Origin of the sequence: Corynebacterium sp. ACRPZ, from assembly GCF_022346205.1 — a bacterium.
Classification (GTDB): Bacteria; Actinomycetota; Actinomycetes; order Mycobacteriales; family Mycobacteriaceae; genus Corynebacterium; species Corynebacterium lehmanniae.
The window spans coordinates 1-16016 of the sequence record NZ_JAKRMR010000006.1; the positions used below are offsets into that span (position 1 = coordinate 1).

Consider the following 16016-nt stretch of genomic DNA (forward strand, 5'->3'; position numbering starts at 1 on the left):
GACGATTGAAGTCGACACTCGGCGACGGCTACACCACCATCGCCGAACACCGACAAGCACTGAGTGCATAACAACGAGACAAAGTCCCCCAAATGCACTCCAAGAATTTGTCCGCATCCCCCCCAGAGCCGATTAGCTGGATCCTTGTAGCTGGATTTGGCTCCACGGCGGCGGTTTGGGCCGTGTCCGCGGGCGGGCTGGGCTGCGCGGCGCGCTACGGCGGCCCAGCGCGCCGCGCCACGAACCCCTACCGCAGCGCGGTGCGGATCAGCGTGTCCAGCAGCTCCGGGTAGTCCACGCCCGTGGCGGCCCACACCTGCGGGTACATGGAGATGGCGGTGAAGCCGGGCATGGTGTTGATTTCGTTGAGCACCGGCCCGTTCTCGGTGACGAAGAAGTCCACGCGCGCCAGCGACTTGCAGTCCAGTGCCCTAAAGCAGGTCACCGCCATGTCCTGCAGCTGGGCGATCAGCTCGTCCGAGTACGGCGCCGGGATGGTGGCGGTCACACCTTCTTCGAGGTACTTGGTCTCAAAGCCGTAGAAGCCCTCCGCGGAGTCCTCGGTGCCGTTGAGCTTGGCGGGCACGGACGCGGCGATGGTGCCGTCGGGGCGCTCGAGCACGCCGACTTCCACCTCGTCGCCGACTAGCTCGGCCTCGACGATGACTTTGCCGTCGGACTCGAGCGCCAGCGACACCGCGGCCGGCAGCGCCTCCCAGCTGGTCACCTTGGACACGCCGATCGACGAACCGCCGTTGGCCGGCTTCACAAACACCGGCAGCCCCAGGTGCGAACGCTCCGCCTCGGTGAGCTCGCGCGCGCCGTCCAGGATCACCTCGCGCGTGACCGGGATGCCAACCGCGGAAACGAGCTTTTTGGTGTACTCCTTGTCCATCCCGCACGCCGACGCCAACACACCCGGGCCCACATACGGCACCCCGGCCATCTCGAGCAGGCCTTGGACTGTGCCGTCCTCGCCGTACTTGCCGTGGAGCACCGGGAAGACGGCGTCGATGGTGGTGATGGGCTCGCCGGAGGTGACGTCGTAAAGCAATCCCTTGCGCTGCGGGTTCAAAGAGAGCGCAACTTCGCGCCCATGCTTGACGACGGGAAGCTCCGCCCCCTCCGCCGGATTCGTCACACCCTCAACCCAGACACCGTCCTGCGTGATGCCGATGGGAAACACCTCGTAGTCCGCGGGCATGTGGGACATGACCGAGTCGGCGGAAATGCAGGAAATCGAGTGCTCGGTGGACATGCCACCGTACAAAACAGCTATGCGGATCACGGGGAGCTAGCCTACCGGGCGCTACTCCGCTTTCTTGCTGCGACCCATCAGGGCGGCAATCACGTCGGCGACTTTCATGCCTTCGTGGCACACCGAGTACACGCCCTGGGTGATCGGCATCTCCACGGAGTGCTCTTCGGCGAGCTGGAAGATGCTGCGCGAGGACACCACGCCCTCCGCGACCTGGCCCTTGGTGGCGGCGCGGGCCTCGTCCATGCTCGCGCCTTCGCCGAGCGCGGCTCCGAAGGTGCGGTTGCGCGACAGCGGGGAGGCGCAGGTGGCCACCAGGTCGCCCATACCGGCAAGGCCAGCGAATGTGCGGGCGTCCGCCCCGAGCGCCGCGCCAAGGCGGGTGATTTCCGCCAGGCCGCGGGTGATCAGGGTGGCCTGGGTGTTGTCGCCCAAGCCTTGCCCGGCCGCCATGCCGCAGGCGAGCGCGATGACGTTCTTGGTGGCGCCGCCGATCTCGCAGCCCACCACGTCGGTGTTGGTGTACGGGCGCAGGTAGTTGGTGGCGCACGCGGCCTGGACGAGCTTGGCGCGGTTTTCGTCGGCGCAGGCGATCACGGTCGCGGCCGGCTGTTCCTCGGCGACCTCGCGCGAGAGGTTCGGCCCGGACAGCACCGCGATACGCTCGCTTTCTACCCCGGTGACTTCCGCGATGATTTCGCTCATGCGCATGTGCGTGCCGGATTCGACGCCTTTGGAGATGGAGACCAGGGTGGCGTCGCCAGGCAGGTGCGGCGCCCAGCGGGTGAGGTTGTCGCGCATGGTCTGGCTGGGCACGCCGAACACCGCGATCGCCGCGTTGTCCAGCGCCTCGGCGGCGTTGGAGGTGGCCTGGATCGCCGCGGGCAGCTCGATGCCGGGCAGGTACTCGGGGTTTTCCCGCGTGTCCTGGATTGTGCGGGCGAGCTCCTCGCGCCGCGCCCACAGGCTCACGGGGTTGCCCGCGTCCGCGAACACCTTGGCAAGGGTGGTCCCCCAGGAACCGGCGCCCAATACTGCCACGTTGACCATCAGTGCGTCCTCCCAGCGTTTTTCAACCGCTACAACGTACCACCCCTCCCGCACGTAGCGCGCCCGCCGAGTCTGCGACACAATGGAACGTATGCCAAATGACGACCGCCAACTGCACGAGCAGGACAAGGACACGCGCGGCGAGATGTTCCTCACCGGGCGCCTGCAGGAAATCCCCAACCACCCGCAAAGCGAGTTCAAGCGCACCACGCTTGCCGCCGGCGCGGTGCTGTGGCGCGGCGACCTGAAAAACTCTGACTCGCTGGAGGTGGCGTGCATCCACCGCCCGCACTACGACGACTGGTCTTTGGCCAAGGGCAAGCTGGACCCGGACGAGTCCCTGGTGCAGACCGCAGTGCGCGAGATCAAGGAAGAAACCGGCTTCGACGTGCGCCTGGGCAAGCTTTTGGGCAAGACCGTCTACCCGGTGAAGAAGACCACGAAGGTGGTCTACTACTGGACGGGCGAGGTCACCGGCGGCGAGTTCGAGCCCAACGACGAGGTGGACGAGATCCGCTGGCTGCCTATCGACGATGCCTGCGAGCTGATGACCTACGACCTGGACCGCCAGGTGCTGCGCAAGGCCCAGAAGCGTTTCGGCACCCCGGCGGACGCGCGCGTGCTCTACGTGCGCCACGCCCGCGCCCACGAGCGCGAGAAGTGGTCCGGCGACGACAACCTGCGCCCGCTGGACAAGAAGGGCCGCCGCCAGTCGGAGATGCTGGTCCCGCTGCTCAGCGCGTTTTCCCCGGAGCGGATCTACTCCGCCGAGCCCGAGCGCTGCCAGACCACTGTCGCCCCGCTTGCGGACGAGCTGGGCATCGACGTGGCCGTCGACCCACGCTTCGGCAACGAGGCCTGGCTGTCCGACATGGTCGGCGCGCAGCGCGCCTTCACCGAGGTGATCGAGCAGGGCGGCACCTCTGTGGTCTGCGCCCAGGGCGATGTCATCCCCGGCATGATCGCCTGGCTGTCTGCGCAAGGCACCCTACCTATCGACACGGAGATTCACGCGAAGAAGGGCTCCGTGTGGGTCTTGAGCTTCCACGACGGCCAACTCACCGGGGCCGACTACGTCCCGTCCGCACTGCCGGTGCTCTAGCTAGAAAGAAAGGAACGGATTTTTCTTATGACTTCTCCCACCCCCACCGCTTTCCCGCCGGTGACGCAGGAACGCATCGCGTCCACGCTGGAAGGCATGGATCTGAAGTACTTCCGCGAAGACGGCGGCGAGGTCCGCACCGCGTTTCCGGGCCTGGTGGTCTTCTTCGAGGTCGAACGCGAGGGCTTTAAGGCCACGTCCAGGTGGATGGCGGTTGTGGATCAACCGGAGGACGTCGAGAAGCTTCGCGAGTTCGCGAACGTGATGAACCGCACCCTGCCGCTGGTGCGCGTGCACCCGGTGCAGCGCGAAGACGGCACCGCCATCGCGATCATGGAGGCGCCATTCTTCTCCGGCGACGGCTTCGCGGATACGCAGCTGCGCGAGATGTGCGAGTACTTCTTCTCCGCCATCCACCACGTGGCCGGCCAGCTGCGCGAAACCTTCCCGGGCCTCGAAGAATCCTTCAACGACGGCGCTAAGGAGGCGTAATAACGATGAGCAACGACACTTTGAAGCCCCTGTCCATCCAGCGCGTCAAGGACGTCTTTTCCAAGCAGGGCTGGCAGTTTGATGAGGCAAGCGAGTTTGCCATCCGCACCGGCTTTGCCCGCATCGGCCTGGAAATCGCGCACATCGCCCCGAACATCAACGTGATTTCTTCGGTCGCGGTGGACTCCATAGGCGCGGACCGCTACGAGGACATCCGCAACTGGGCCGAGCAGTACAACTACACCAAGGCCTACCCCACCGTCACCGCCCTCAAGGACGAAGAGCGCGGGGTGACTGCCCTCGGCGTGGCCTACAGCCTGCCCGGCCACTGGGAGTACACGGACAACCAGTTCGAGTCCCACATCCTCACCGGCATCCAGGGCGTGGTGGCCGCCTCGCGCGACTTCCTCACCGAGTTCGCGCCGGAGGTCACCCAGCGCCTCGACGAGGAAGCGGCGCAGGACTAGCGCTTACCACTAGCGCTTATCGCACGGCCGGCTTGAACGACGGCCGTTTCGCTTCGAAGGCCTCAATGGTGTCTTCGTCGCGCAGCGTCAGCCCGATGTCATCGAGGCCCTCCATGAGGCGCCAGCGGGTGTAGTCGTCCACCTCGAAGACGAACGTGTTGTCGCCGACGGTGACCGTGCGGTCCTCCAGCGACACGGTGGCGGTCTCGCCCGGGTGCTGCTCTAAGTGTTTCCAGATCAGCTCGATGTCGCTTTCCGGCAGGTTCGCGGCCAACAGCCCGGCCTTGCCGGAGTTGCCGCGGAAGATGTCGGCGAAACGCGGGCTGAACACGGCGCGGAAGCCGTAGTCCATCAGCGCCCACACAGCGTGCTCGCGCGAGGAGCCGGTGCCGAAGTCAGGCCCGGCGAACAACACGGAGCCGTTGGCGTAGGCGTCCTGGTTGAGCACGAACCCGGGCTCGTTTTCGCGCCAGTTGGAAAACAGGCCGTCTTCGAAGCCGGTGCGGGAGACGCGCTTGAGGTAGCGCGCCGGAATGATCTGGTCGGTGTCCACGTTCGAGCGCGTCAGCGGCACGGCGACACCGGTGTGGGTGGTGAATTTCTCCATCTGAGTGCTCCTTTACAGGTCTGCGGGGCTAGCAAGGTGGCCGGTGACAGCGGTCGCCGCGGCGACCAGCGGGGAGACAAGGTGGGTGCGCCCGCCGGGGCCCTGCCGTCCCTCGAAGTTGCGGTTGCTTGTCGACGCACTCCGCTCCCCCGGTTTCAGTTGATCCGGGTTCATGCCCAGGCACATCGAGCACCCGGCAGTGCGCCACTCAGCGCCGAAGTCCGTGAAGACCTTGTCCAGGCCTTCCTCCTCCGCCTGCTGCTTGACCAGCGTGGAGCTGGGCACCACCAGCATGCGGGTGTTTGCCGCGATGGTGCGGCCCTTGACCACCTCGGCGGCGGCGCGCAGGTCCTCGATGCGGGCGTTAGTGCACGAGCCTAAAAACACGGTGTCGATGGCGATGTCGCGCAGCGGCGTGCCCGGGGTCAGGTCCATGTAGTTCAGTGCCTTGGCGGCGGCCTGCTTGGAGGTCTCGTCGGTGAAGTCCCCCGGGTCCGGCACGTTCTCGCCCAGCGGCAGGCCCTGGCCGGGGTTGGTACCCCAGGTGACAAACGGAGTCAGCGACGCACCGTCGATCTCCACCACGGTGTCGAACTTCGCGCCCTCGTCGGTGGGCAGCGTCTTCCAGTACTTCACTGCCGCGTCCCAGTCCGCGCCCTTTGGGGCGTACTCGCGGCCTTCGACGTAATCGAAGGTCTTCTGGTCGGGTGCGACCATGCCGGCGCGTGCGCCCGCTTCGATGGACATGTTGCAGATGGTCATACGCGCTTCCATGGACATCTTCTCGATGGCTTCGCCGCGGTACTCGATGATGTGGCCCTGGCCGCCGCCGGTGCCGATCTTGGCGATGATGGCCAGGATCAGGTCCTTCGCGGTCACGCCCTCCTGCAGCTCGCCGGTGACCTCGACGGCCATGGTCTTAAACGGTTTCAGCGGCAGGGTCTGGGTGGCCATGACGTGCTCCACCTCGGAGGTGCCGATGCCCATGGCAATCGAGCCGAACGCGCCGTGGGTGGAGGTGTGCGAGTCGCCGCAGACGATGGTCATGCCCGGCTGAGTGATGCCCAGCTGCGGGCCGACGGTGTGCACGATGCCCTGCTTGACGTCGCCCATCGGGTGCAGGGTTACGCCGAACTCCTCGCAGTTTTTGCGCAGCGTGGCAATCTGGGTGCGCGAGGTCGGCTCCGCGATCTCGAGCAGTTGGCCGGAGACGATCCCCTCGGTGGGCACGTTGTGGTCCTCGGTGGCCAGGTGCAGCTCCGGGTGGCGCATCGTGCGCCCGGCCAAGCGCAGCCCCTCGAACGCCTGCGGCGAGGTGACCTCGTGCAGAAGCTGGAAATCGATGAAGATGAGGTCGGGCTCGCCGTTTTCGCCCTGCTTGACCACGTGGTCGCGCCACACCTTCTCCGCCAACGTCAACGGTGTATCCGCCATAGCAAACTCCTTCGCGTTTCCTCCCCACCTTCCCACATAATGAGATGATAGGATTCGAACTGTGAGACAGTATAACGAAGGATCAGGCATCAAAGTGCTCGACCGCGCAGTCGCCATCGTGGCGGCCGTAGCCAGCGGCGACAAATCGCTCGCAGAGCTCAGCGACGCCACCGAGCTGCCCCGGGCCACCGCACACCGCATCGCCACGGCACTCGAGGTGCACCATGTGCTCGCCCGCAACGAACGCGGCGAATGGTCGCTTGGGCCCGCGTTGCCCAGCTACACCGGTGGGCCGTCGCCGAGACTGCTCGCGGCCGCGGCCCCGGTGCTTCGAGATCTCGTCGAGACCACTGGCGAGTCCGCCCAGCTCTACCAGCTCACCGGCACCACGCGCACCTGCATCGCCGCCGCGGAACCCGAAAGCGGACTGCACAACGTGGTCCCGGTCGGCTCCCACCTGACCTTATCCGCCGGCTCCGCCGCCCGCGTGTTCGCGGCTTTTGCCCCCGTCGACGCGCCTTTCGACGCCGCTGACCTGCAGCAAGTCCGTGACGACGGCTTCGCTGAATCCGTGGCCGAGCGCGAAGTCGGGCTCGCATCGGTGTCCACGCCGGTGTTCCAACCGGACGGTGCGCTGGTGGCCGTGCTGTCTATTTCCGGCCCGGCCGAGCGGCTCGGACCGAGCCCCGCAGCCCAGTGGGGCGCCGCGCTCAAGGACGCCACCGCTCGGTTGAGCGCCGAGCTCTAGCCGAGCTCCGGCCTGGCACTGGGGGCGCCAACGGGCGTCGGCGACGAGGGCGCGGGCTGTGCGGTCCTTGGCGCTGCCGCCGGAGTTGAAGGACTCGAGTTTGGCCCAGACCCGGGGCGTTTCCCCTAACGTTCTATTTGAGGGTACGCTCGCCACGTGAGAAAGAGCGGGCAGATTCTTGTACGGGACATTCGTCGCCTGCTGCGCGTTCCCCGGGCCTTCATCATCATCGTCGGCGTGCTCATCATCCCCGCGCTCTACGCGTGGTTCAACATCAACGCCTTCTGGGACCCCTACGCCCACACCCAGAACATCCGCATCGCGGTGGTCAACAACGACCGTGGCGCATCCGCCGAACGCGTCGGCGAGGTCGACGTCGGCGAGCAGATCACCGAGCAGCTCGAGGGCAACGACAAGATCGGATGGGTGTTCCTCCCCGAGGACGAGGCCCGCGACGGGCTCATGCGCGGCGACTACTATGCCATGTTCCTCATCCCGCCCGAGTTCAGCGAGGACCTGTTGAGCCTGGTCAGCGGCACCTACACGCAGCCGGTGCTGGAGTACTACGTCAACGAGAAGAGCAACGGCGTCGCCCCCTCGATCACCGACGCCGGTGCCTCCGCCGTCGACACGGCCGTGTCCGAGGCCTTCAAGAAGAAGGTCGGCGAGGCCGCGGCGACCGAGCTGCGCAACAAAGGATTCGCGACGCGCGCTAACGCCGAGGAGGCCCGAGGCAAGGCCTCCGGGAGCTTCGGCCAGATCGCCGCCGACCTCGACGCCGCCCAGGGGCGGGTGGCCACGATGAAGCAGAGCATCAGCGGGGCACGCCCGGTCGTCGCCGAGCTGAACACCCTCGTCGGCTCCGTCGACGACACCCTCGTGTCCGTGGACTCCTCCCTCGGCGAGGCCGAGGGGATCATCGCCGAGCTGCAGAAGTCCTCCGCCGGTTTCAGCGCCGACACGTCGACCGCGCTCGCCGAGTCCACCAACGCGCTCAGCCTCGGCGCCGCCTCCGCCAGCGCCTCCATCGCGGAGGCGACGGGCCAGCTCGGCACCGCCCAGGGGCGGGTGCGCTCCGCCGTCGGCGAGGTCGACGGCGTGGTCAAGCAGGGCGAATCCGCCGCCGCGCAGCTGCGCGCCATGTCGGCTGGGGCGGCCCTATCGCCCGAGGTCCGCGCTCAGCTCGACGCCGCGGCCAGCGCGCTGGAGGAGCGTACCGCCGCCTCCCGCGCCGTCCTCGACGGCCTGAACAACGTGGACCGCAGCGCGGGCGCCGCGCTGGCGTCGATAGGCGAGCTCGGCGACTCCCTCGAGGCCGCAACCGCCAACTCCAACGCCGCAGCGCGCGACGCGAGCACGCAGCTCGGCGAGTCCGTGCCCGCAATCAACGCCTCGCTCGCGCAGGCCTCCGGCAGCGTCGCGTCCGTGCGCGGCGCGCTGAGCAGCCAGCGTGCCCTGCGCGAGGAAACGACCTCCCTGCTCGCCGGGGTGGACAACCAGCTCGCGGCCAGCCTCGGCATCCTCGACCAGGTCTCGGGCAACCTCGGCACGCTTGCCGACGGCGCCCGCTCCGCCCAGTCCGACATCAACGCCCTCCTGGCCACCTCCGACTCGAAGGCCCTCAACACTGTCACGAACCTCAACTCCGCGAAGATCGGCGAGTACATCTCCTCGCCCGTCACCGTCGAGCAGCAGGCCGTCTTCCCCACGGAGAACTACGGCAGCTCCATGGCCTCCTTCTTCACCAACCTGGCCCTGTGGATCGGCGCGTTCGTGCTGACGATCATCTTCCGCGTCGAGGTCGACACCGAGGGCTTCCGCCGCCTCACCGTCGGCCAGGCCTACCTCGGCCGCTTCCTCCTCTTCGCCACGCTCTCGGTGCTCCAGGCCGTCGTGGTGACGCTCGGCAACGTGGCCTTCGGGGTGCAGATGCAGTCCGTCACGGCCTTTCTCGCCACCGCAATCGCCATCGGGGTCGCCTACACGGGGATCATCTACTCCATCGTCTCCGCGCTCGGCCACATTGGCCGCGGCATCGCCGTCTTCCTCGTCGTCATCCAGATCCCGGGCGCGTCGGGTCTCTACCCCATCGAGCTCATGCCCGACTTCTTCCGCCGCATCTACCCCTTCCTCCCCTTCCGCTACGGCATCGACGCGATGCGCGAGACCATTGCCGGGTTCTACGGCCACCACTACCTCCGCTTCATGGCGGCGCTTCTCGCCATGTCCGCCGCGGCCTTCGCCCTGGGGTGGCTGTTCCGACTCACCTCCTCGCACGCCAACCTCCTGTTCAACCGCCAGCTCGCGCGCACGAACCTGATCACCAACGAGAAGGTGGAGGTCATGGGCTCGCCCTACCGCGCGTCCGACATCATGGCCGCCCTGTCGGACCGGGATGAGTTCCGCGGTGGTGTCGAGAAGCGGGCGCGGATGCTGCGGGAGAACTACCGCACCCTCATCTTCGGCGGGATCGTCGTGGGCGTTGTCGGCATCGCCATCATCACCCTGCTCACCATGCTCCTGCCCACCGACAAGACGATCATGCTGGCCATCGTCGTCGCCTGGTCGCTGCTGGTCACCCTCTACCTCGGCGCGGTGGAGTACTTCACGCAGAGCCTCGTCGACGCCGAACAGGTCTCACGCCTCGGCGAGGCCGAGCTGCGCGACGCCGTGATCCACCGCCACGACTCCGCCGGCACCAGCGTCACCATCGGGCCCGCGGACGCCGAAAGCGAGGACACCAAGTGAGAACCGTCTTCTCCATCGCCTACAACGACCTGCGCCGGCTCTACACCAACGTCATGGCGGGCATCGTCATGGTCGGCCTCATCGCCATCCCCTGCCTCTTCGCCTGGTTCAACGTGCTGGCCGCGTGGGACCCATTCGGCAACACCGATCGCCTCGAGGTCGCGGTGGCCAACACCGACCGCGGCCACACGAGCGACCTCACCCCGCTGGCCGTCAACGTCGGCGACATGGTGCTCTCCCAGCTCTACCGCGACGACTCGATGGACTGGGTCATCACCGACGTCGACGACGCCATCGAGGGCGCGAAATCCGGCGAGTACTACGCCGCCATCGTCCTGCCTCCCACGCTGAGCGACGACATGTTCACCTTCTACGCCGACGACGCCGAACCCAGCCGGATCGACCTCTACATCAACGAGAAGAAGAACCCCATCTCCCCGCTGCTCATCTCCAGCGGCACGCAGGGCGTCAGCGCCCAGATCAGCGCGTCGTTCACCAGGGCCCTCTCCGAGGTGTCATTCGGGTTGATCGAGACGACCTCGGACTACTTCAACGAGGCGGAGACCAAGCAGGCGCTCGACTCCATCGCGACCCGCACCGCCAACGCCCGCGACCAGCTGCTCTCCAGCGCCAACACCGTCGACGCGCTCGCCTCGCTCACAGAGTCGAGCGTGCCGCTCGTCGACAGCGCCGAGCGGATCTCCGGGGCGCTGGGCGACTCTCTCGGGCAGGTCCAACCCGTCGACCTCGGGGTCACCGGGGCGAGCCTCGGCGGAGACGGCGCGGCGCTTGCGGCGGCGCTGGGGGCGACGTCGGTAAGCTTCGCCGCCGTGAGCGAACGTGTCGACCAGCTGCTGGCGGACTCCTCCGCCACCTCCCAGGCCACCGCCGCGAGCCTGACGGACATCGCCGCGCGCATCGATGTCCAGGTGAAGCAGTACACGGCCCTGCGCGACACCATCAACGGCCAAGTCGCCCCGGCGCTTCCCCCCGACGCCCAGCCGGGGGTGCGCGCGGTGGTCGGCCACCTCAACGACGCCATCGCCCGCCAGACGGCCGTGCGCGACCGACTCAACGACACTGCCGCGCGCCTCACCGCCGGGCAGGACAGCCGGGACGGGAAGAACGCGGACCGGCAGGAGATCAAGGACTCGATCGCCCGGGCCCGCGCGGCGATGGACTCGGCCAAGAATTCCTACGACACCGGGATCCGCCCGCGCCTCGAGGCGCTGTCGGGCTCGCTGGACAACGTCCGCGCGAACGTCGACAAGGCCCGCTCGGACATGGACGGCGTCTCCTCTGCCCTGGCCAACCGGCCCGGCTCGCTGCGCGACACCCTCGCAGCCTCCGGTTCAAACCTGCGCGGCACGGCGGAATCTCTGCGCGCCAACGCGGCGAGGATGCAGGAGGCGAAGCAGTCGATCGCGCAGGCGCGCTCGAGCGGGGACCTGACGAAGCTGGCCGACCTCGTCTCCAGCCACCCGGAAGTGCTCGCCGACGCCCTCGTCGACCCAGTCAAGGTGGAGCGCAAGGAGGTCTTCCCCCGCGTCAGCTTCGGCGCCGGCATGGCCCCGCTCTACACGGTGCTCGCCCTGTGGGTGGGCGCCCTGTTGACGTCGGTGGCCGTGCGCACGGACGATCGCTCCATCGAACAGAACGTGGTCGATCCCGACCGCCTCACCGCGGGCCAGAAGTACTTTGGCCGCTACCTGACGTTCGTGACCACCGGCCTGGCCCAATCCACGCTCCTCATGGCGGGGCTCATCGTCTACGTGGGCATCGAGCCCGCGCACCCCTTCCTCCTCTACATGGCGGGGTGGGTCTCGAGCCTGGTCTTCCACCTGATCTGCTACACGCTGGTGCTCTCCCTGAGCAACGCCGGCAAAGCCGTGGGCGTGCTCATCCTGGTGCTCCAGGTCTCGGCTGCGGGCGGAGCCTACCCGCTGCAGCTGCTGCCGGGCTGGACGCAGGCGATCAGCCCCTGGCTGCCCGCGACCTACTCGATCCGCGCTATGCGCGCCGCGGTCTTCGGCACCTACGGCTGGGACTTCTGGCGAGCCCTCGGTTGCCTCGTCCTCTTCGTGCTGCCTTTCCTCTTCCTCGGCCTCTGGCTGCGTCACCGGCTGCACCACGCGATCGGCCGCATGGACGAGGCGGTCGCCCAGACCAAGGTGATGATGACGTAGGCCGCCCGCCTACAGCTCGATGGTGCCACGCACGCGCGCGGTGACCAGCCCGCCCACCCAGATTTCGCGACCGTCGTCGATAAGCAGCTTATGCTTCGACGAACCCCTCGCCGATGCGCCACTGGCGCTTCGTGCCGAGGCTGACCGCGGCGTCCGGGTCCTCCACGTCCGAGACGCGGTAGTACAGCATGTCCACGTAGTCGTAGTGGATGCTGGCGATGCCGTAGCCGTGCGCGTCAAAGTCGATGTGGTTGACCCACGGGTTGTAGTCCCGGATAACCTTCTCCACCAGCAGCGAGGTGGAGTTGTCTTCCTTGTGGTAAGTGCCGAACGCGGTGGTCAGGATCTCGTCCACATTCGGCGCAGAGATGGAAGTGGTGACCATCTCGCAGCCGATCTCGCCGAAGCCGGACGGCGAGGCGATCGAGTTCGCCCACTCCGAGTGAATATCGCCGGTGAGGAACAGTGCGTTCGACTCTTGCTCGTCCAACATGGTGAGCAGGCGGTCGCGCTCCGCGGCGTAGCCGTCCCACTGATCCGAGTTCACCGCAATGCCCGTCGCGCGCTCCTTCATATAGCCGGCCGCGATGTTGGCCTTTTCGTTGTCGGGGATGGTGACAAAACGCATCGGCGAGACCATCACCGAGTTGCCCAGCACGTCCCAGCGCGCGGTGGACTCCTGCAGCTGCTGCGCCACCCAATCGAACTGCTGCTTGCCCAGCATCGTGCGGTCGTCGTTGGCGAAGTTCGCGCCGGTGGTCTCCGCGTCGCGGTAGGTGCGCAGGTCCATCATGGTCAGCTGCGCCAGGTCGCCGAACTTGAAGCTGCGGTAGAGCAGCTGCTCCTCGCCCGCCGACTGCGCGCGCACCGGCAGCCACTCATAGTAGGCCTGCACCGCGGCGCCCAGGCGCTCCGGCCACTCGCCCTCCACGCGGCCGTCGGTGTGGTTTTCCGCGCCCTCGAACCAGCTGTTGTTGGCCGTCTCGTGGTCGTCCCAAATGACGATCCACGGGCACGCCGCGTGCGCGGCCTGCAGGTTGAGGTCCGTGCGGTAGCGGCCGTGGCGCTGGCGGTAATCCTCCAGCGTGGTGATCTCCCACTCTGGGTGGTGCATGCGCGCGACACCGCTTTTACCGGCGTACTCGCCGGTCGGGTACTCGTAGATGTAGTCGCCGAGGAACACCACGTGGTCGATCTCGCCGGCGCGGGCGCGCTGCGCCATGTCGCCGTACGCGGCGAAAAAGCCGGACTCCCAGTTCGCGCACGACGCGATGGCCAGGTTGAGGTTGTCCACGCTCGCGTCAGCCTTCGGTGCCGTGAGGGTGCGGCCGACCGGGGAGGTCGCGCCCTCGAACTCGCCGCTCGTGACGACGAAGCGGTAGAAGTACTCCGTCGCCGGCTCCAGGCCCTCCGGGTCGACGTGGACGGTGTGGTCCGAATCCGCCGAGGTGGTCACCGTGCCCGTCTGCGGGTTTGTGAAGTCCTCGGAGGTGTCGATCTGCCACTCCAGCTTCACGTCCTCGCCCAGGCCGGAGCCCGGCAGCGCCTCGCGGGACGGAGTCACGCGGGTCCACAACACCACGCGGTCCGGCAGCGGGTCGCCGGATGCGACGCCGTGGAGGAACGGCAGGTCCCACTCGCTTGCCGGGGCCGGTTCTTCCGGAGTGGACACCGTGCCGCGCCGTGCGGCGTAGGCGCCGCCGGTGCCGATGGCGGTTGCGGCGGCTGCCGCTGCGACAGTTTGCAGGAACACACGACGATTGACACGGAACTTTGAGCTCATGGAGCTAACTTTCAACCAGCTGTAAACCTGGTGCAAGAACAGCAGACCGATGTCACCTGAAATTCATGTTCAATTCACCGAGGTGTCCGATTACTTGTAACCGCCTGTTAAAAGCGGGTGATTTAAGTGGGCAAACATGAATCTCCTGCGTACCCACCGTCCCCTGCGCCGCAGCGCTGTTGCCACCGCCGTCGTTGTCTCCCTGTTCGCACCGATGACCACCGCTGTGGCTGCGGACGCGGTCAACACCAAGATCAGCCGCATCGTGCTCGGCATCGGCTCCGACGCCACCGAGGCCAACCTGGCATGGCAGTCCAAGACCAACGAGCTGCAGTACCTGGAGTACTGGCCGGCAGATAACCCTGGCGACGTCACCAGCGTCGAATCCCCGCGCGGCCCTTACAACGCGGCAATCTTCTACCCGCACGAGGCCACGATGACGGGCCTGGAGCCGGACACGGAGTACGTCTACCGCGTTGGCAACGATGACCGCGGCTGGAGCGAGGAGCGCACCTTCACCACCGGCACCGATTCCGACACCTGGAACTTCCTGGCCATGGCCGACGCGCAGATCGGCGTGGGCGCCAAGATCGCCGAGCAGTCCGCAGCATGGAACAAAGCGGTCAACGTCGCCACCGGCGAGCACCCGGATTCCGCATTCCTCATGCACCTGGGTGACCAGGCTGAGGGCTGGGGCGCACCTGTCAAGCAGCTCGAGGAGTTCACCGCTCCGGAGGCGCTGCAGCACTACCGCCTGGCGGTGCTGAAAGGCAACCACGAAACCTACGCGCCGGACAGCCATTTCCGGGACACCTACTTCCTGCCCAATGAAGAGGGCGCAAGCGCCAACTACTTCTTCAACTACAACAACGTGCTGTTCATCGGCCTCGACGGCAACCGCTCAGAGGCCGCCGACATCGAAGCGCACGCGAAGTTCGTCAACGACGCAATCGCCTCCAACGGCTCCGACGCGGACTGGGTGATGGTGGGCATCCACCAGGCCCCGTTCTCCCAGGGCACCCACTACACCGACTCCGACGTGGTGCGTCTGCGCGAGCAGCTCACGCCGAAGCTGTCTGAAGCCGGCGTGGACCTGGTGCTTAGCGGCCACGATCACATCTACACCCGCTCCCACCTGATGAACGGCTTCGATCCGGTGATCCCGGAAGGCGCCGCGAAGTCCGGCGACGTGCTCATCCCTGAGGACGGCGAGGTGCTCTACCTCACCTCCACCACCGCCACCGGCGGCAAATACTACGACTTCCAGGACAAGTTCGGCGAAACCCACCCGCACGTCCGCGAGGAGCGCGCCCGCGACCTGGCGCACGACACCACCGCCCGTTGGCGCCAGGATTACAACCCGGACTACACCAACATCAGCGTCTCCCCGACCGAGCTGAAGCTGACCACCTACAACATCAACACCCCGTACGTGGTGGACCAGGTCACGCTGCAGAAGAAGGACGCGGAGAAGCCGGAGGAAAAGCCGGAAGAGACCACAAAGCCGACCTCTGAGCAGAAGCCGACCTCTGAGCAGGCAACCACGGAACAGAAGCCTGCGCCGGAGACCGTTACGACGACGCAGACCTCCGAGAAGCTGGTCACCACCACGAATACCTCTGTCGGCACCGCAACGGTGACGGAGACGTCCACGCAGACTTCGCCGGAAACCAAGGTCGTGGAAAAGACCAAGGAGGTCCCGACCACGGTGAAGGAGACCGTGACGAAGACCGAGACGGTTGAGGTCCCGACCACCATCACCAAGAACGCTGAGCCGCAGGTCACCACCGTCACCTCCGTCGGCACTGCCACCGTGACCGAGACGTCGACGCAGACCGCCCCGGAGACCAAGGTCGTGGAGAAGGTCAAGACGGTGCCCACCACGGTCACCGAGACCATCACCAAGAACGCTGAGCCGCAGGAGCCGGCTGAGGATCAGGGCGCAGGCAAGGACGCCGCGGGCAGTGTGTCCGGCAGCAGCACCGGCGGCATCATCCTCACCGTGTTGGCGATCCTGATCGCGGTCCTGGGCGCGATCTTCGCGGCACTGTCCTACGTCCACCCGCAGTGGATTCAGGACATCCGCAAGCAGTTCAACATCTAACGCATGCCCAACAACCCGCCAACGCGATCTGATGGAT

12 protein-coding genes are annotated in these 16016 nt (G+C 66.8%); 7 read left to right on the forward strand and 5 right to left on the reverse strand.

What is annotated here, in order from left to right:
* Window positions 1-247: 247 nt before the first annotated feature.
* Window positions 248-1288, reverse strand: a complete 1041-nt coding sequence (locus MHX64_RS05485; RefSeq protein WP_370642079.1) for a D-alanine--D-alanine ligase family protein — start codon at window positions 1286-1288, stop codon at window positions 248-250.
* 21 nt (window positions 1289-1309) lie between these two features.
* The gene (locus MHX64_RS05490; RefSeq protein ID WP_239356281.1) at window positions 1310-2308 is read right to left on the reverse strand and encodes an NAD(P)H-dependent glycerol-3-phosphate dehydrogenase; all 999 of its coding nucleotides are present in this window, start codon (window positions 2306-2308) and stop codon (window positions 1310-1312) included.
* Between the two features lie 91 nt (window positions 2309-2399).
* Here MHX64_RS05490 and MHX64_RS05495 point away from each other — a divergent pair, with 91 nt between their 5' ends.
* From MHX64_RS05495 to MHX64_RS05505, 3 genes are read left to right on the forward strand one after another with little or no spacing between them, the layout of a single operon-like run.
* The gene (locus MHX64_RS05495) at window positions 2400-3410 is read left to right on the forward strand and encodes a bifunctional NUDIX hydrolase/histidine phosphatase family protein (RefSeq protein ID WP_239356279.1); all 1011 of its coding nucleotides are present in this window, start codon (window positions 2400-2402) and stop codon (window positions 3408-3410) included.
* Between the two features lie 27 nt (window positions 3411-3437).
* Complete coding sequence (locus MHX64_RS05500) at window positions 3438-3902, forward strand: YbjN domain-containing protein (RefSeq protein ID WP_239356278.1); 465 nt, start codon at window positions 3438-3440, stop codon at window positions 3900-3902.
* 5 nt (window positions 3903-3907) lie between these two features.
* A complete protein-coding gene (locus tag MHX64_RS05505; RefSeq protein ID WP_239356277.1) occupies window positions 3908-4369 on the forward strand; it encodes a hypothetical protein in 462 nt (153 codons plus the stop codon).
* Between the two features lie 16 nt (window positions 4370-4385).
* Here MHX64_RS05505 and leuD read toward each other — a convergent pair whose 3' ends face one another.
* Window positions 4386-4976, reverse strand: coding sequence for a 3-isopropylmalate dehydratase small subunit (leuD, locus tag MHX64_RS05510; RefSeq protein WP_239356276.1), 591 nt, complete (start codon window positions 4974-4976; stop codon window positions 4386-4388).
* 12 nt (window positions 4977-4988) lie between these two features.
* The gene (leuC, locus tag MHX64_RS05515; RefSeq protein ID WP_239356275.1) at window positions 4989-6410 is read right to left on the reverse strand and encodes a 3-isopropylmalate dehydratase large subunit; all 1422 of its coding nucleotides are present in this window, start codon (window positions 6408-6410) and stop codon (window positions 4989-4991) included.
* A gap of 94 nt (window positions 6411-6504) precedes the next feature.
* Here leuC and MHX64_RS05520 point away from each other — a divergent pair, with 94 nt between their 5' ends.
* The 3 genes from MHX64_RS05520 to MHX64_RS05535 all read left to right on the forward strand — a co-directional run bounded on the left by MHX64_RS05520 (window position 6505) and on the right by MHX64_RS05535 (window position 12092).
* Window positions 6505-7158 carry an IclR family transcriptional regulator gene (locus MHX64_RS05520; protein WP_239356274.1) on the forward strand — a complete coding sequence of 218 codons (654 nt, stop codon included), beginning with the start codon at window positions 6505-6507 and terminating at the stop codon, window positions 7156-7158.
* 156 nt (window positions 7159-7314) lie between these two features.
* The gene (locus tag MHX64_RS05530) at window positions 7315-9906 is read left to right on the forward strand and encodes a YhgE/Pip domain-containing protein (protein ID WP_239356273.1); all 2592 of its coding nucleotides are present in this window, start codon (window positions 7315-7317) and stop codon (window positions 9904-9906) included.
* Window positions 9903-12092 (forward strand): YhgE/Pip domain-containing protein, encoded by a 2190-nt coding sequence (locus MHX64_RS05535; protein ID WP_239356271.1) that lies wholly within the window; start codon window positions 9903-9905, stop codon window positions 12090-12092. Before MHX64_RS05530 ends, MHX64_RS05535 begins: the two co-directional genes overlap by 4 nt.
* Before the next feature lie 88 nt (window positions 12093-12180).
* Here MHX64_RS05535 and MHX64_RS05540 read toward each other — a convergent pair whose 3' ends face one another.
* Complete coding sequence (locus MHX64_RS05540; protein ID WP_239356270.1) at window positions 12181-13875, reverse strand: alkaline phosphatase; 1695 nt, start codon at window positions 13873-13875, stop codon at window positions 12181-12183.
* A 136-nt stretch (window positions 13876-14011) separates the two neighbouring features.
* On the opposite strand from MHX64_RS05540, the gene MHX64_RS05545 reads away from it, so the two are divergent.
* Window positions 14012-15979, forward strand: a complete 1968-nt coding sequence (locus tag MHX64_RS05545; RefSeq protein WP_239356269.1) for a metallophosphoesterase family protein — start codon at window positions 14012-14014, stop codon at window positions 15977-15979.
* Window positions 15980-16016: the final 37 nt, after the last annotated feature.

What these genes read in the sequence shown, in the direction of transcription:
- MHX64_RS05490 (WP_239356281.1), bottom strand. Translation starts at nt 2,308, where the DNA reads ATGGTCAACGTGGCAGTATTGGGCGCCGGTTCCTGGGGGACCACCCTT.
- MHX64_RS05545 (WP_239356269.1), top strand. Translation starts at nt 14,012, where the DNA reads ATGAATCTCCTGCGTACCCACCGTCCCCTGCGCCGCAGCGCTGTTGCC.
- MHX64_RS05495 (WP_239356279.1), top strand. Translation starts at nt 2,400, where the DNA reads ATGCCAAATGACGACCGCCAACTGCACGAGCAGGACAAGGACACGCGC.
- leuC (WP_239356275.1), bottom strand. Translation starts at nt 6,410, where the DNA reads ATGGCGGATACACCGTTGACGTTGGCGGAGAAGGTGTGGCGCGACCAC.
- MHX64_RS05505 (WP_239356277.1), top strand. Translation starts at nt 3,908, where the DNA reads ATGAGCAACGACACTTTGAAGCCCCTGTCCATCCAGCGCGTCAAGGAC.
- MHX64_RS05540 (WP_239356270.1), bottom strand. Translation starts at nt 13,875, where the DNA reads ATGAGCTCAAAGTTCCGTGTCAATCGTCGTGTGTTCCTGCAAACTGTC.
- MHX64_RS05500 (WP_239356278.1), top strand. Translation starts at nt 3,438, where the DNA reads ATGACTTCTCCCACCCCCACCGCTTTCCCGCCGGTGACGCAGGAACGC.
- leuD (WP_239356276.1), bottom strand. Translation starts at nt 4,976, where the DNA reads ATGGAGAAATTCACCACCCACACCGGTGTCGCCGTGCCGCTGACGCGC.